Genomic DNA, 15,035 nt, shown 5'->3' on the forward strand with positions numbered 1-15,035 from the left:
CACAATTGAGGCGACTCACAGTTATTGCCGACCTTCCCTTTACAATTGTTTCGTATCGTTTCCGTCTTTTTATAAGCATTCTTATTCTGTATCAATACATCAATTATATACATGAGTAAATTGAGGGTCAACCCTTTAAATGAAACATTAAAATCCCAGCTGCAATCGCTACATTTAAACTTTCTGCGCGACCATAAATAGGAATCGTAACATTTTGCGTCGTCGCATCTAAAAGAGCTTTAGTCATCCCCTCACCTTCATTACCTAAAATGAGCGCAAATGACGTTTGCTTCTTGTCAATCTTGTGATAGGACACAGCATTTTCTATCGCAGTACCATAAACTGGCCCATTAAAGTTTTGAACAAAATGTACCACATCTTCTTCTACCACTACCGGTATGTGGAACACACTACCTTGACTCGCACGCAACACTTTATCAGAAAAAACATCAGCAGTTCCTCTAGAAACGATAACCATATCTAAACCTGCCGCATCTGCCGTTCGAATCAATGTTCCTACATTTCCCGGATCTTGTACACGATCTAATATAAGCACTTGTTTGGCAGTAGAGATTTCAAACGTTGGTTTTTGAACAATCGCAAAAATACCTTGAGGCGTTACCGTTCCAGCTAGTGTTTCAGCCACTTTCATATTTATTTCATAAGTAGCCTGACTCGCTTCAATTAACGCTTGATCGACACGCGCCACATCAAGTACGAATAGATATTCAATAGTTAAATTATTTTGAAATGCTTCCTCAATTAAATGATACCCTTCAAGAATCATAAGCCCTTGTTTGTCGCGCTCACGTTTCTTTTTTAGCTTTTGATATAATTTCACTTTTGTATTTTGGTTGGAAGTAATTTGTTCCATAAACACGCCTCAACTCTTTATCATTTTATTTCATTCTATCATAAAGTTAAAAAGAAAATCGCTTTGACCTCAATGCGTCAAAGCGATTTTATATCGTATCAATTATTTTGAAACGACTTCTTCACCTTTGTATGAACCACAACCTGGACATACACGGTGTGATAATTTAAATTCACCACAGTTTGGGCATTCTTGCATACCTGGTACTGTTAATTTGAAATGCGTACGGCGTTTGTTTTTTCTTGTTTTAGAAGTTCTTCTTTTTGGTACTGCCATGATTAATCCTCCCTTTTATTCATTACATATGACGTATTGATTTTAGCGTGCGCGATCACCATCATCATAAAACTGTTGTAATTTTTGAAGCCTTGGATCGACTTTTTTATGCGACTCATCTTGTGAAGGGTCGTTATCCAAAATTTGTGTTTCGTCAACAACTTCCCAACCTTGACCACCTGTTAACATGTCTTCGCTATCATCAGCGATAACACGCATAGGTTTTTCTAACATCACAATCTCTTCCGCGATTGCACGAAGATTGATGATGCCATCCGTCGCGAGATGATAATGTTCATCGTCCTCATCTTCGTATAAACCATCTAAATCAAACACTTCCGTCGATGTTGTATCCAAAGGAACTTCTACTGGCTTAAGTGTACGTGCACATGCCATCGTATACATTCCAGTTAAATGCATAGTTGCAACGACTTCATTCGACTTTACGATTAATTCACCCTCAATGTGAACTGGAGATAAATGTATAATATCTAAAGTTCCAGCTAAATCGTTAAATTCAACAGTTTGATTAAATTTAAAAGGTTGTCCTTGGTATTTTCTTAATTGTGTTATTGACCATTTCATATGGCTTCACCTCTAACAAGCACAAAATTTATTTTAACTTTTGACGCTAAAGTTGTCAAGATTTTTTCTTAACATCTTTAGTTCTGTTACAATACTCATAATGAGACACGAAAGGAAAGAAAGCAAATGAAAAGTGTTGCCCTCATTACAGAGTATAATCCCTTTCATAATGGACACCTCTATCACGCGCAACAATCAAAGCACATCACTAATGCAGACGTGGTCATCGCGATCATGAGTGGCCAGTTTATGATGCGTGGTATGCCTGCAATGTATTCTAAATTCACACGCACACAAATGGCGCTTCAAGGTGTTGATCTTGTCGTTGAACTGCCTTTACTCGGCAGTCTATCTTCAAGTGATCGTTTTGCAGAAATGGGTGTCAAAGTTGCCAATTATTTAGACGTAGACGCCCTGTCATTTGGTAGCGAAAGTGGCGATATCCGTCAGCTTAAGTCAATAGCTGAACAAATATGCCACTTTGAAAATCATCCGCAATTTCAAAACGCACTCAAACAAGGTAAAAGTTATGCTCGGATCGTCGGTGAATATATAAATGATGCGTGTATCGAGTCACCTAACAATATTTTAGCATTGTCTTATCTCAAGCAATTACACATACAAAATAGTAACATCAAACCATACACAATATCGCGTACCAATGCACAACATCACCAAAATGAAATCGCACATCATACATTTGCAAGTGGTTCTGCAATTCGTAAAGATATCCTTAATAATGGAAAACATTGGAAAAACTGCGTCCCACCGAACAATTATCCATTGTTTTCTCATCCATTCACTCAAACAGATACGCTATTTAAAATGATTCAACTCACCGTGCTACAACAATCTCTCACATCACTTGCTTCCATTTATACAATGAGTGAAGGATTTGAGCATCGCTTAAGTCGCATGATTCGTGAGGTTAATCATTGGGATGCGTTGCTCACAAAACTGAAAACAAAGCGTTACACGCATACACATATACAACGCATTTTAATGAACGTATTACTGAATTTTCGTTATGAAGATGTCCAACCTCACATTAATGCGGTTAGAATTTTAGGCATGACAACTAAAGGACAAACGTATTTAAAAAATCTAAAACAACGCTATCCAGAGAAAAACTTAATTACCAATGTCAATAAAACATCCGCTTCTTATTTTAAACACGAAATAAAAGCGACAGATATATACAATCTACTAACGCAGCAAACAAACACAGATTTCAATACACCTGTCATCATCTCACACGACAGATAAATACACTGGCTCAAAATTCGAAATAATAATGTGTTGCACCAATAAGATGTATTCAATCATCCGTAATGACACAAAAATCATAACCACCCATTAAACGGGTGGTTATGATTTGAATTTTTTTAATAGCGCTTCTTCTACTGGTTTTGGTACGAATTCTGAAATATCTGCATCATACTGTGCCACTTCTTTCACAACACTTGAACTAATAAAAGAATAATCTGTTGATGTCATCATATATAACGTTTCAATATTAGGGTTTAATTTTCTATTCATGGACGTGAGGCGTAATTCATATTCAAAATCACTCACCGCACGTAAACCACGAATAATCGTTGTCGCACCAACATATTCACAAAAGTCTACTAACAAACCTCCATAAGAATGGACATAGACATTATCCAAATGTGAAACTGAAGCTTCAATTAGCGCAATGCGTTCATCAGATGTAAACGTCCCTTTTTTACTGCTATTGCGCAAAACGCATATATGCAATTCTTCAAAGCGCTCTGCACTACGTTCGATAATATCGATATGACCCAAAGTAATAGGATCAAAGCTTCCTGGAATGACTGCTTTTGTATTAGTCATGATTTTCTCCTTTTTCCAATAAACAAGTATCAGTTAAACCATAGTGATATCGTTTGATTTCTTTGAAGCCGTTACTTTGAATAGATTCACGATGACTAAACTCACACACGATAATACCATTCTTTTTCAATAAATCAAATTCTTGAATACGTTCCAACGCTTTATCTATCAAACCTTTTTCATAAGGAGGATCTAAAAAGATAATATCAAATTGAATTTCTCTTTTATACAATGCTTTAAGCGCACGATCAGCGTTGTTTTTGTAAACTTCAGTTTGAGATTCAAGCCCTAATTTTTTTATATTTTGACGAATAATTTTGATTGCGCCAAAATTTTGGTCTACAAAAATAACTTTCTCCATTCCTCTTGAAAGTGCTTCAATGCCTAGACCGCCACTTCCAGCAAACAAGTCTAATCCGATACCTTGAACCTCATGTAAACTATTAAAAATGCCCTCTTTCACTTTATCCATAGTAGGTCTTGTATTTCGACCTTCGAGAGTGTCTAACGGTTTGCTTTTATGTTTTCCGGCGATGACGCGCATATACTTACACTTCCAATCTTTTTTCATTTTTAATATAATTTTCATGAAGGAGGAACATCATGAAACAATCATTTATCGTACTTGGTCAAGGGCTTACAGATTTATACGAATTTAAAACACTGATCGATTATAATCATCCAAGAGTCGAGCGTATCGTCTTTTTTCATACACCAAAATCCGAAGCGCAATTAACATCCGTTGCTTTAATTATGCAACCTACAGAAGGAAGGTACTTCCAAGGGATTTATATCATGTTGAATGCTTTACGTTATCCCTTTCCTGAAACTAATCGTAAATACGAACTCATCCAATCATTCGCCTCACCTTATAATATCGAAATGGTTGGTGTAGATGTCCACGCTCCTGAAGCATATCCAGAATTAGAGCTATACTTTAATTATTTAAAAAGTGTTTTAAGACTTCAACATTGGTTGCCACCACTTGAGTAGCTAAAATTCATATTTTTCTTTTTCGTATACTTTTTTTATAGTTTTATATGGTGAACCTACCACTTTCGTCACATATTTAAGTTTCATCAAATTTTGAACGATTTGATCTATTTGTTGTTGTTCTACATACATTGCGACATATTTATGTGTTTTGTTCGTCGAAACAATGTGACCATACTTACGTATTTGACGTTCATGTTTCATATTTTTTAAGTAAATAATTAATTTTTCTCGTTGTACGATTTCCATTTTTTCACCTCGCACTTTCACGCTTATATCGTACCATGTGTGCGATAAAAACGAAAAGATAAATTTTATCACATTAAGGAGTTGGTAAAAATGACACAGTCGCGCCGAATCATCACGCGTACCATTATAGGGATTTCAAGTTTAATAGGCAGCCGCTTTTTATTGAACTATATCAAAAAAGAAATTAATCCGCGAAACATCCATCCCTATTTCAAACATCCTGCCCCCTTTATATTAAGTCATAGAGGCGGTATGTACGAACGCCCTGAACATACGGCCCTCGCCTTTGATCATAGTGAAAAACTCGGGTTGACTGGGTTTGAAATTGATATCCGTATTTCTAAAGATGAACATGTCATCGTATTTCATGATGCTGATGTTGATCGTACAACAAATGGCTCTGGCCGCGTTGTAGAGTATACGTTAGATGAATTAAAAAAATTAGATGCCGGCTATCATTTTACAGATATTAATGGTACAACACCTTACAAGAACCATCCTAAAGCTAAAATTATGACATTAGATGAATTGTTTACATGCTACCCTAATCAATTGGTTAATATTGATATTAAAGACCATCCTGAAACGTATGAAGGAAGTATTGCGGCTGAACGCTTGTATCAAACTATCGTCAAACATGACGCGCAACATCGTGTACTCGTTACAAGTTTTCATAAAGAACAAATCGAGCGCTTTAACCTCTACCATTCTAACGACATTGCAACAGGCGCAAGTCAAGCTGAAGTGACTGAAGGCATACTTAAATTTTATACTGGTTTTTCCAAACTTTACGATGGGCAAGCGCTCACATTCCAAATGCCCCTTTCTTATAAAGGGCTACCACTTACATCAAAACGGTTCATTTCTTGGCTTAATTCACGTCAAATTGCGCCGGGTTATTATGGCGTAAATAGTATTGATTTAATGTGTGATTTAATCACGCACGGCGTCCATACTATAGTGACTGATCGCCCAACTTTAGCGCAACAGTTTAAAACAATTAACCTACGTTAAAAGATAGAGCACCTCGAAAAAAATACTTTTTCGAGGTGCTCTATCACGTTAATGCGCTTTACATTTACATGATTCACCTGTGGCGCAACCGTGGGCTAATTTATCAAATAGTGGTGTGCCAGCATCTACTTTAACATGTTCTGAAACACTTGTAGCTAATACCGTGACAACTTCATCGATAAGTTGTTGTAGCGCTGTTTCAGCTTGCTTGAATGTAATCACAGTCGGATGCATTTCATATTGCCTCTTAGCACGTCTCGTTTCTAACATAATTTGTTGATAATCTGGGTGGTAACGCCCAAACCTTTGGACTTCGTTGTATGCCACGCGCGTAGTTAAAAATGCTTGATACAAACTTTGTGCGGTTTCATCATTTTTTAATGCCTGTTGCGCTTCTTTATATTGATGATAGACTTCAGACGCTCTAATCATATCTCCTAATTGATCTGTTTTGTCTAAAACCGTCACTAATGCTTCATTAAACATCTCTTTCTTCCTCCTCTAGAAAGATTAATATGAAATACTGTCGATCAATTTCACTACCCATTTTAGTATATTTTTCATTTAACATTCTTGAACGATGGACGTCTGAATTCATCCAACTATGAGCGAGCGTTGGAATATCAGTAAAATTATACGCCACATTTTGTGAAACACTATTGTAGTGTAAATCCGCTTGGTCTAATACATCGATTAAATTAGACTCTGTAAAAGTAGTGTTACCATTAGATAGGGTATTAAATAAATTCACATTAGCTACACTTTCAAGTTTTCCTTCTACTGTTAGAGGTTTGCGATGATACAGTTGACGCATTTCGTTTGTAAGTTCATATAAAGTCAATCGTTGGTTAACATCTTGGTCTGGATTTTTATGCGCTTCTTTTTTGTCTACTTCATCTTCGCTCAACATCGAAGATTCATTTTGCGCGTATGGATTCATCGCAACTAACGCCTCTTTATCTAAAAATCTCAATCCAATAACACGATTCGTTTGTTGATCTATAAACACCTGTTCATAAATGTCACCAAACTGTATCAATGCTTGTGTTTTAATATCTTCATCCGACAATTCGTAATGATATTCACGCCCATTCAACTTAAATTGCGGCTCCGTATTGATAGAAAATGAATTATAAATTTTATCGGCAGGAGAATTGATATCAATAGGCCCTACCTTTGTTTTCGAGCCTTCGCCCGTCACATAGACCGATATCACTTTATGATTTTTGGCTGTAATAATGAGATACATATCCTCTCTATGAAAAATGTAGTTTTCATAATCTTTTTCAAAGCTGTACGTTCGATCTGCTTGACCGTATTTTTCAGTCACTTTATTCATTGACTTTCCAACTAAGGTGCCCACACCTTTGGTCAAAGTTGAATTTTCACCTTCATTTTGTTTATGTTGGGGTGCATTATTACGCTTAGCCGAATCATTTGATCGGTTAGGATTTTCTAAAACATCAAATTCAAGATTAGGAGAATAAAACAAATAAATCAAGAAGCCGATGAATAATATAACGCCTAACATCTTAAATATAATACTTTTCATAGGCACCTCCTTCAAAACGTGGTATTTTACAATATTTTCCCATTTTTGAAGCAAAAGTCAAAATAATTGATACCAAAAAAGAGTTGTAACATCATTGAGCAACGATTGTTACAACCCTAACACACTATAATCCAAAAGTGGCTTTAATTAAAGACGTTGTTTCGCCGCCTGGATATAAAATATAAAGTAAAAGATATACAGCAACACCTGTGATTGCAGTGAAGAACCACACCAATGAAGCAGATGGTCCTATTTTACGGTGAACATGATATTTGTCTTTTAAACCTGTCACAATTTGGATAAGTCCCAAAACAGCGCCTACAGTCGCCAGTGTAATGTGACAGAATAAGAAAATAGTGTAATACAATTTAACTGAATCCGGTCCACCAAATGCTGTATTACCAATAAAGATTGTACGACTCGCATATATTGTAAAGAACACTACGGCAAATATTGCTGCAATTAACATGACTTTTTTATGTTTTTCTATTTCTTTTTTCCAAATCAGTCTCCAACCAATAGCAACAAAAATTGCACTGATTACGATACACATTGTACTAATAGTAGGTAAAATTGGTATGCTCATTTTTTAACCCTCACTCATTTCCGTTTAAATCATATTTATTAAAGTCATCACAACGACAAGCGCAAAAAACACAACAAGGTAATTTAAAGAATAAATAAACATCTTCGTTGCCCACTTTGACTCATTTGTCGTTGATTTGAAACTTGTCATCCCTAAATATAACCAACCTAAATTTAACAACGTCGCTAGCACTACAAATACCACTCCTAGTGATTGCATTAAAAATGGAATTGGTAATAGTGCAAATAACCATAAAAACATACCTAGACGCGTACGTTTAAAACCACTCACAGATGGTAACATTGGAATATTAGCCATTGCATATTCATCTTTTCTTTTAATAGCCAACGCATAAAAATGAATTGGTTGCCAACAAAATACAACTAAAAATAATGCCCACGCTAAAATGGATAATTGTCCATCAACGGCTGCCCAACCAATTAACGGAGGTACAGCACCAGGAAAACTCCCGATCACCGTATTCCAAGTTGTGTGGCGTTTTGACCATATTGAATAAAATGAAACATAGCCAATGACTCCTGCTAAGCCAATGACTCCTGTTGGAATATTAAGCATGAAAAGCAAGATTTCCCCTACTACAATCATGCCTAAACTTAATATTAAAAGATGACGATTTGAAATCCGGTCGTTAACGGTCGGACGATTTTGCTTGCTCGGCATTACGCGGTCAATATCTTGGTCATAATAATTATTGAGTGCGCATGCGCCCCCCATCACTAATGTCGAACCAAGCACCATCGTAATAATTTGTGGAATAGATCCTAAAAAAGAATGGTGTGTAAAAACGACAGCTAACCATGCGCCAGCAAAAGCAGGAATCAGGTTACCTTGGACAAGGCCTAACTTGATAATCTGCTTTAATTCTTGAAAAGTTACACGTCCTTTAGTTCGAACGGCTAACTCGGATTTAGACATCATTTGCCCCCCTTAAAGTTCTCATATAATACAATGATATATTAAAGTGAAATACTTTACTAGGCAAATTCCGAAAAAAATGTGACACTTTATCGACATTGATTGAAAGTCATGATTAAGTCACAAACAGAGGCGCATTTTTTGATATAATAGAGCCAAATGTAGAATTTCCATCTTTTTTACAACTTTATTTAATAACGGGGTGTTGAGCAGTGTTTAGAAAGCGAAACCTAAAGTGGCTTTCCGTATTAGCTACTTTAATGATGATATGGGTTCAGCTTGGTGGGGCGCTCGTTACAAAAACTGGTTCTGCAGATGGGTGCGGATCAGATTGGCCATTATGTCACGGTGCCTTTTTACCTGAAAACCTCCCGATTGAAACGATCATTGAATTGAGTCACCGCGCGGTATCTGGACTCTCTTTACTCGTTGTACTTTGGCTTGTAATCACATCTTGGAAACATATTGGCCACATTAAAGAAGTGAAACCATTATGTAGCATTAGTATTGGATTCTTATTATTACAAGCTTTAATCGGGGCTGCTGCAGTAATGTGGCAACAAAACGATTATATTTTGGCACTACACTTTGGGATATCTCTTATCAGTTTCTCATCTGTCTTCGTGCTAACATTAATCATTTTTGATTTAGACCAAAAATATGAAGCTAATATCGTACATATACGTAAACCTCTCCAACGCCTAACTTGGCTCATGGCGGGTATTATCTATGTAGCCATCTATACTGGAGCATTAGTGCGTCATACAGACTCTAGCCTAGCTTACGGTGCTTGGCCTTTGCCTTTTAATGATTTAGTGCCACATGATGTACATGATTGGGTACAGTTGTCTCATCGTACTTTAGCATTTATCGCATTTTTAACAGTAATGATGGTATATATTCATGCCGTTAAAAATTATCCAACGATTCGTACGATTCAATACGGTTATACCGCAAGCTTCATTTTAATCATTCTTCAAGTTCTGACAGGCGCTTTATCAGTGATTACAAACGTCAATTTAATCGTTGCTTTGTTTCATGCGCTATTCATCACGTTACTTTTTGGAATGATAAGTTATTTCTTATTGTTAATACTAAGATCAAATCGTGGCGAACAATAATTGTAATCCAAAAGGGTGTCATCCATATAAGGAAGACACCCTTTTTTATATTGATTTTATTCTGCTTGTTCAAATTCCACGAGTAAGTCGCCTGTTTCAATACTATCATTAGGCGCGACATGAATTTTTTTAACAATACCTTTAAATGGTGCTTGCACCGTTGTCTCCATTTTCATAGCTTCGGTAATAATTAATGCTTGACTCGCTTCTACTTCATCACCTTCACTAACGTTAAGTTGAAGCACAGTTCCGGGCATTTGCGCACCGATATGCGTCGGATTAGATTTATCCGCTTTAGGTTTAGCACGTGTGGATGCTTGAACGTTTTCATCTTTAACTTGAACACGTCGTGCTTGCCCATTCATATCGAAAAAGACTGTACACATGCCATTTTCGTCTGGTTTTGTGATTGTTTTTAATGTAATAATTAAAATTTTCCCTTTATCAATTTCAATTTGTACCGTTTCATTATCACGCATTCCAAAGAAAAATGTCGGTGTATCTAAAATAGAGACATCTCCGAATTTTTCATATGTTTGAATATATTGTTCGTATACTTTCGGATATAAGACATAGCTGATGACATCTTCATCTGTTACTTTATCTTGTTGCTTTTGTTGCAACTCTACTTTTAAAGCATCAAAATCTACAGGTTCCAAATATTCACCTGGTCGTTTCGTTAGTGGTGTTTGTCCTTTTAGAACAACACTTTGTAATGCTTCGTTAAAGCCGTTTACAGGTTGTCCAATTTCACCTTTAAAGAAAGAAACCACGGATTCAGGGAAATCTAATTTATGACCATCTTTAATCACAGACGCTTCATCTAAATCATTTTGAACCATGTACAACGCCATATCTCCAACAACTTTAGATGACGGCGTTACTTTTACAATATCGCCAAATAAGAAGTTGACACGGCGGTACATCTTTTTCACTTCACTGAAACGGTTCCCTAGCCCTAAACTTTTAGCTTGTTGACGTAAGTTAGAGTACTGTCCTCCTGGCATCTCATGTTGATAAATCTCCGTATGCGGCGACTTCATATCACTTTCGAAATCACTGTAGTAAGCACGCGCAGCATCCCAATAATGAGACAATACCTCGTGACCATCAATATCCATACGCAGATCTCTTTCGAAGCCATCAAGCGCATAATAAAGTGAGTTACTGCTTGGTTGACTTGTTAACCCAGACATTGCAGCTACTGCAGTGTCAACAATATCCACACCTGCATCAATCGCTTGTTTATAAATGATAATACCGTTTCCACTTGTATCATGTGTATGTAAGTGGATTGGTAAGTCTACTGCCGCTTTTAATTCTCCAATTAATTCATATGCTGCACGCGGCTTTAATAGTCCGGCCATATCTTTAATGGCCAACATATGGAATCCTTCACGCTCTAACGTTTTTGCTAATTTAACATAATAATCTAATGTATACACATTAGAACGCTCTGGATTCAAGATGTCACCTGTATAACAAATCGTTCCTTCTGAAATTTTACCCGCTTCTTGAACCGCTTCGTTTGCTACTTTCATTTGTTCAACCCAGTTTAATGAATCAAAAATACGGAAAACATCAATACCCGCTTCAGCGCTTTGTTTCACAAATTTTTGAATCACGTTATCTGGATAGTTTTTATAGCCTACTGCGTTAGAAGCACGTAAAAGCATTTGGAACAGGACATTCGGAATCGCTTTGCGTAGCTCATGTAATCGATGCCATGGATTTTCTTTTAAAAAGTTAAATGCAACGTCAAAAGTTGCGCCGCCCCATAGTTCTAATGAAAAATTATTTTGCATGACTTCTGCTGTTGCTGGCGCAATTTTAAGTAAATCATGTGTACGCACACGTGTAGCTAAAAGTGATTGGTGTGCATCTCGGAATGTTGTATCTGTAATCAACACATCTTTTTGAGCTTTTACCCAATCTGCAACCGCTTGAGGGCCTTTTTCATCTAATAATTGCTTTGTACCTTTTAAGCTTGCAAGCGTCTCATGGCTTACTTCCGGAATTGACGCAGGTTCGAAGACAGGTTTCGGTCTTTTGTCAACATTAGGAAACCCATTAATTGTGACATTACCAATATATTCTAATGTTTTAGTACCTCTATCCCTAGAAGGTTGAATCACAAATAATTCTGGTGCATTTTCTAAAAATTTTGTCGTATAATCACCTGATGCGAATTTTTCATGATTGATAACGTTACGTAAAAATGGAATATTCGTTTTGACACCACGAATTCTCATTTCTTGTAAAGAACGTTCCATTTTTTCACGTGCTTCTTTATAACTGATTGCATGTGTAGAAACTTTAACGAGTAAAGAATCGTAGTATGGAGAAATCTCGGCACCTTGGAATGCATCACCAGCATCTAAACGTACTCCAAATCCACCACTTGAACGGTAAGCTACGATGCGGCCTGTGTCAGGCATGAAATCTTGTGTTGGATCTTCTGTAGTAATACGACATTGAATCGCATAGCCCAATGTTTTAATTTCATTTTGGGCTGGCATACGAATCGCTTCGCCATGTAATGGTTCGCCATCCGCAATTAAAATTTGAGTTTTAACGATATCAATACCTGTAATCATTTCAGTAATCGTATGCTCTACTTGCACACGAGGGTTGACTTCAATAAAATAAAAGTCTTCTCCTGAAACTAAAAATTCAACTGTCCCGGCGTTGACATAATTAATTTTTTTCATTAATTCAACCGCTGACGCACAGATTCGCGCTCTCAATTCATCAGATAATGAAACAGATGGAGCAACTTCGACAACTTTTTGATGGCGTCTTTGAACTGAACAGTCACGCTCATATAAATGGACGATATTGCCATCTTCATCACCAATAATCTGAACTTCGATATGTTTAGGGTTATCTATAAACTTTTCAATATAAACTTCACTATTACCAAATGACTTCTCCGCTTCAGATTTAGCACGTGTAAATGCTTCTTTTAATTCAGAAGGTTCGCGCACGATACGCATCCCTTTTCCACCGCCACCACTAGTAGCTTTAATCATTAGTGGGAAGCCCGCGCTTTCCGCAAACGCTTGGGCCGCTTCAAACCCCTCGACAGGACCATCAGTACCTGGAATAACAGGTAAATCTGCCTTAATTGCTGTTGTACGTGCTTTTACTTTATCACCAAACATATCAAGATGTTCGAGATGAGGTCCAATAAAAATAATCCCCTCTTCCGCACAACGCTTCGCAAATTGCATATTTTCACTCAAAAAGCCATATCCTGGATGAATGGCATCTACATTCGCCTCTTTGGCCACTTTAATGATTCTTTCAATATTTAAATAACTTTCAGCTGGACCTAAATCTTCTCCCACAAGGTAAGATTCATCTGCTTTGTATCTATGTAATGAACCCATATCTTCTTTTGAGTAAATCGCAACCGTTTGAATGTCTAATTCCGTTGCAGCTCTGAAGATACGTATGGCTATCTCTCCGCGGTTTGCGACTAATAACTTCCGAATGCGTTTCATAAAGCCAACCTCCTAAAAAGTTCGAAAATTCTAAAAACATAATTACTAGTATATCAAATGACGACTAAAAGTTAAAATGGTAATTATTCTTCATTATTCAATTACGCAATAACTTTTATTACACGTTATAACTTTTCCTTATCTAATTTGATAGAAATTTGTTATTACCAGATTCATTTTAAAATCTATCGCGTCAAAAGTCAAAATAAAAAACGAGAACTAAGAATCATATCACACATTTAGATTCAAAGCTCTCGTTATTGCTTTAAGTAGCTTGTTTTTTATTAATATAACGCTTGCGGGCTTGCTCATATCTAATTTGTTTTGACACAATTAATAATAAGCCCATCGCAATGCTTAAACTGATCATTGAGGAACCTCCAAAACTAATAAATGGCAGTGGCACCCCAGTTAATGGAATCAAGCCAGAAATCCCACCTAAATTGATGAAGGTTTGAATACCAATGTAACTCGCAATCCCGACACAAACTAATTTATAGAAATAAGACGTCGTACGTGAAGCGAGCTCAAATGATCGATACACAATAAAGAACAATAAACTTAGAACAATTAATACTCCTACCAAACCTAATTCCTCTGCAATGATTGCAAAGATAAAGTCTGTATGTGGCTCAGGTAAATAACCTAATTTCATAATACTATTTCCTAGTCCTCTTCCGAAAAGACCTCCATTACCAATAGCAAGGAGTGAGTTGGCAAGGTGATAACCAATACCATCTTCAAAGTTAAAAGGGTTTTCCAGTGCACTAAAACGTGCTGTAAGATACGTAGGTAAAATGTTAATTCTGAATACAACGATAATAATAATGACTACAAAAAGACCTAATAAACTAAAAAAGCCAATTTTCAAGAAGTTTTTGACACCAATTCCAGCATATAAAATAATAGAAAAGAAAATGGCGGATATTAAAAGTGTTTGTCCTACGTCTTTTTGTAATAATACGAGCCCAATAATAAGACCTACAAATAATATAGGCCATAAAATTGCGGTTGGATCTCGCTGTATTTGCCTTCTTTTTCGTTCAATAATATATGGGACATATAAAATAATAGCGATTTTTAACAACTCTGAAGCTTGTAAATTCATAAAACCTAAATTTATCCAACTTCGAGAACCGTTTATTTCAGACCCTACAACTAATGTCGCCAAAAGCAATAACACGATAAATCCCATCATGCCGACTTGAAACTTGGGTGCTTTTAATACTTTCACATTCAATAAATAGGCAATGAAAAATACAATCCCAAATCCAAAAATAACGTAGATTAGCTGTCTCGTATAAAAATATGTACCTGGCACTGACACACCACCAGTAAGCGTTCCTCTTGTTGCTGCTACCATACTTGCACTATAAACCATGGTCAAACCAATAAAGCATAGCGCAAGATAAGTGATTAATAATGGAAAATCGATATATTTAGAGGATCTCAAAATATATCGAAGCAAGTTTTTTATATTATTCATAAT

At 36.4% G+C, this 15,035-nt stretch carries 16 protein-coding genes; 4 read left to right on the top strand and 12 right to left on the bottom strand.

Annotated features, from left to right (window positions below):
* Positions 1-127 precede the first annotated feature (127 nt).
* The 3 genes from LN051_RS07555 to LN051_RS07565 all read right to left on the bottom strand — a co-directional run bounded on the left by LN051_RS07555 (position 128) and on the right by LN051_RS07565 (position 1,735).
* A complete protein-coding gene (locus LN051_RS07555) occupies positions 128-874 on the bottom strand; it encodes a TrmH family RNA methyltransferase (RefSeq protein ID WP_229291933.1) in 747 nt (248 codons plus the stop codon).
* Between the two features lie 102 nt (positions 875-976).
* A complete protein-coding gene (gene rpmF, locus LN051_RS07560; RefSeq protein WP_229291934.1) occupies positions 977-1,150 on the bottom strand; it encodes a 50S ribosomal protein L32 in 174 nt (57 codons plus the stop codon).
* Positions 1,151-1,192: 42 nt separating this feature from the next.
* Complete coding sequence (locus tag LN051_RS07565) at positions 1,193-1,735, bottom strand: YceD family protein (protein ID WP_229291935.1); 543 nt, start codon at positions 1,733-1,735, stop codon at positions 1,193-1,195.
* Positions 1,736-1,861: 126 nt separating this feature from the next.
* Here LN051_RS07565 and LN051_RS07570 point away from each other — a divergent pair, with 126 nt between their 5' ends.
* The gene (locus tag LN051_RS07570; RefSeq protein ID WP_229291936.1) at positions 1,862-3,001 is read left to right on the top strand and encodes a nucleotidyltransferase; all 1,140 of its coding nucleotides are present in this window, start codon (positions 1,862-1,864) and stop codon (positions 2,999-3,001) included.
* Positions 3,002-3,103: 102 nt separating this feature from the next.
* Here LN051_RS07570 and coaD read toward each other — a convergent pair whose 3' ends face one another.
* Together coaD and rsmD are read right to left on the bottom strand one after the other, a co-directional pair.
* Positions 3,104-3,589, bottom strand: coding sequence for a pantetheine-phosphate adenylyltransferase (gene coaD / locus LN051_RS07575; protein ID WP_229291937.1), 486 nt, complete (start codon positions 3,587-3,589; stop codon positions 3,104-3,106).
* Positions 3,582-4,133: a 16S rRNA (guanine(966)-N(2))-methyltransferase RsmD gene (rsmD, locus tag LN051_RS07580; RefSeq protein WP_229293644.1), complete on the bottom strand. Its 552-nt coding sequence runs from the start codon at positions 4,131-4,133 to the stop codon at positions 3,582-3,584. The genes coaD and rsmD overlap by 8 nt, the downstream gene beginning before the upstream one ends.
* A 59-nt stretch (positions 4,134-4,192) precedes the next feature.
* Here rsmD and LN051_RS07585 point away from each other — a divergent pair, with 59 nt between their 5' ends.
* Positions 4,193-4,582: a DUF7147 family protein gene (locus LN051_RS07585; protein ID WP_229291938.1), complete on the top strand. Its 390-nt coding sequence runs from the start codon at positions 4,193-4,195 to the stop codon at positions 4,580-4,582.
* On the opposite strand, the gene LN051_RS07590 is transcribed toward LN051_RS07585, so the two are convergent.
* Positions 4,583-4,831, bottom strand: coding sequence for a DUF2129 domain-containing protein (locus LN051_RS07590; RefSeq protein WP_229291939.1), 249 nt, complete (start codon positions 4,829-4,831; stop codon positions 4,583-4,585).
* A 90-nt stretch (positions 4,832-4,921) separates the two neighbouring features.
* Here LN051_RS07590 and LN051_RS07595 point away from each other — a divergent pair, with 90 nt between their 5' ends.
* Positions 4,922-5,845, top strand: a complete 924-nt coding sequence (locus LN051_RS07595; protein WP_229291940.1) for a lysophosphatidylglycerol phospholipase D — start codon at positions 4,922-4,924, stop codon at positions 5,843-5,845.
* A 48-nt stretch (positions 5,846-5,893) separates the two neighbouring features.
* Here the strand turns inward: LN051_RS07595 and LN051_RS07600 are convergent, their stop codons facing one another.
* From LN051_RS07600 to cyoE, 4 genes are all read right to left on the bottom strand, one after another.
* A complete protein-coding gene (locus tag LN051_RS07600) occupies positions 5,894-6,331 on the bottom strand; it encodes a YlbF/YmcA family competence regulator (protein WP_229291941.1) in 438 nt (145 codons plus the stop codon).
* On the bottom strand, positions 6,324-7,397 hold the full coding sequence (locus LN051_RS07605) for a CAP domain-containing protein (RefSeq protein ID WP_229291942.1): 1,074 nt from the start codon (positions 7,395-7,397) through the stop codon (positions 6,324-6,326). The genes LN051_RS07600 and LN051_RS07605 overlap by 8 nt, the downstream gene beginning before the upstream one ends.
* Positions 7,398-7,521: 124 nt before the next feature.
* Positions 7,522-7,983 carry a DUF420 domain-containing protein gene (locus LN051_RS07610; protein ID WP_229291943.1) on the bottom strand — a complete coding sequence of 154 codons (462 nt, stop codon included), beginning with the start codon at positions 7,981-7,983 and terminating at the stop codon, positions 7,522-7,524.
* A 24-nt stretch (positions 7,984-8,007) separates the two neighbouring features.
* Positions 8,008-8,919, bottom strand: coding sequence for a heme o synthase (gene cyoE, locus LN051_RS07615; RefSeq protein ID WP_229293645.1), 912 nt, complete (start codon positions 8,917-8,919; stop codon positions 8,008-8,010).
* 212 nt (positions 8,920-9,131) lie between these two features.
* Here cyoE and LN051_RS07620 point away from each other — a divergent pair, with 212 nt between their 5' ends.
* On the top strand, positions 9,132-10,040 hold the full coding sequence (locus tag LN051_RS07620) for a COX15/CtaA family protein (protein ID WP_229291944.1): 909 nt from the start codon (positions 9,132-9,134) through the stop codon (positions 10,038-10,040).
* A 56-nt stretch (positions 10,041-10,096) separates the two neighbouring features.
* Here LN051_RS07620 and LN051_RS07625 read toward each other — a convergent pair whose 3' ends face one another.
* Together LN051_RS07625 and ftsW are read right to left on the bottom strand one after the other, a co-directional pair.
* Positions 10,097-13,546: a pyruvate carboxylase gene (locus tag LN051_RS07625; RefSeq protein WP_229291945.1), complete on the bottom strand. Its 3,450-nt coding sequence runs from the start codon at positions 13,544-13,546 to the stop codon at positions 10,097-10,099.
* 265 nt (positions 13,547-13,811) lie between these two features.
* Entirely contained in the window at positions 13,812-15,032 is a 1,221-nt protein-coding gene (gene ftsW / locus LN051_RS07630; RefSeq protein WP_229291946.1) for a cell division peptidoglycan polymerase FtsW, read from the bottom strand.
* Positions 15,033-15,035: the final 3 nt, after the last annotated feature.

The sequence above is a fragment of the Staphylococcus ratti genome (assembly GCF_020883535.1).
GTDB lineage: Bacteria > Bacillota > Bacilli > Staphylococcales > Staphylococcaceae > Staphylococcus > Staphylococcus ratti.

Bases quoted from the DNA above. Each gene is read 5' to 3' on its own strand.
- cyoE (WP_229293645.1), bottom strand. From the start codon at position 8,919: ATGTCTAAATCCGAGTTAGCCGTTCGAACTAAAGGACGTGTAACTTTT.
- ftsW (WP_229291946.1), bottom strand. From the start codon at position 15,032: ATGAATAATATAAAAAACTTGCTTCGATATATTTTGAGATCCTCTAAA.
- coaD (WP_229291937.1), bottom strand. From the start codon at position 3,589: ATGACTAATACAAAAGCAGTCATTCCAGGAAGCTTTGATCCTATTACT.
- LN051_RS07600 (WP_229291941.1), bottom strand. From the start codon at position 6,331: ATGTTTAATGAAGCATTAGTGACGGTTTTAGACAAAACAGATCAATTA.
- LN051_RS07590 (WP_229291939.1), bottom strand. From the start codon at position 4,831: ATGGAAATCGTACAACGAGAAAAATTAATTATTTACTTAAAAAATATG.
- LN051_RS07585 (WP_229291938.1), top strand. From the start codon at position 4,193: ATGAAACAATCATTTATCGTACTTGGTCAAGGGCTTACAGATTTATAC.
- LN051_RS07625 (WP_229291945.1), bottom strand. From the start codon at position 13,546: ATGAAACGCATTCGGAAGTTATTAGTCGCAAACCGCGGAGAGATAGCC.
- LN051_RS07595 (WP_229291940.1), top strand. From the start codon at position 4,922: ATGACACAGTCGCGCCGAATCATCACGCGTACCATTATAGGGATTTCA.
- LN051_RS07605 (WP_229291942.1), bottom strand. From the start codon at position 7,397: ATGAAAAGTATTATATTTAAGATGTTAGGCGTTATATTATTCATCGGC.
- rsmD (WP_229293644.1), bottom strand. From the start codon at position 4,133: ATGCGCGTCATCGCCGGAAAACATAAAAGCAAACCGTTAGACACTCTC.
- LN051_RS07570 (WP_229291936.1), top strand. From the start codon at position 1,862: ATGAAAAGTGTTGCCCTCATTACAGAGTATAATCCCTTTCATAATGGA.
- LN051_RS07610 (WP_229291943.1), bottom strand. From the start codon at position 7,983: ATGAGCATACCAATTTTACCTACTATTAGTACAATGTGTATCGTAATC.
- LN051_RS07565 (WP_229291935.1), bottom strand. From the start codon at position 1,735: ATGAAATGGTCAATAACACAATTAAGAAAATACCAAGGACAACCTTTT.
- rpmF (WP_229291934.1), bottom strand. From the start codon at position 1,150: ATGGCAGTACCAAAAAGAAGAACTTCTAAAACAAGAAAAAACAAACGC.
- LN051_RS07555 (WP_229291933.1), bottom strand. From the start codon at position 874: ATGGAACAAATTACTTCCAACCAAAATACAAAAGTGAAATTATATCAA.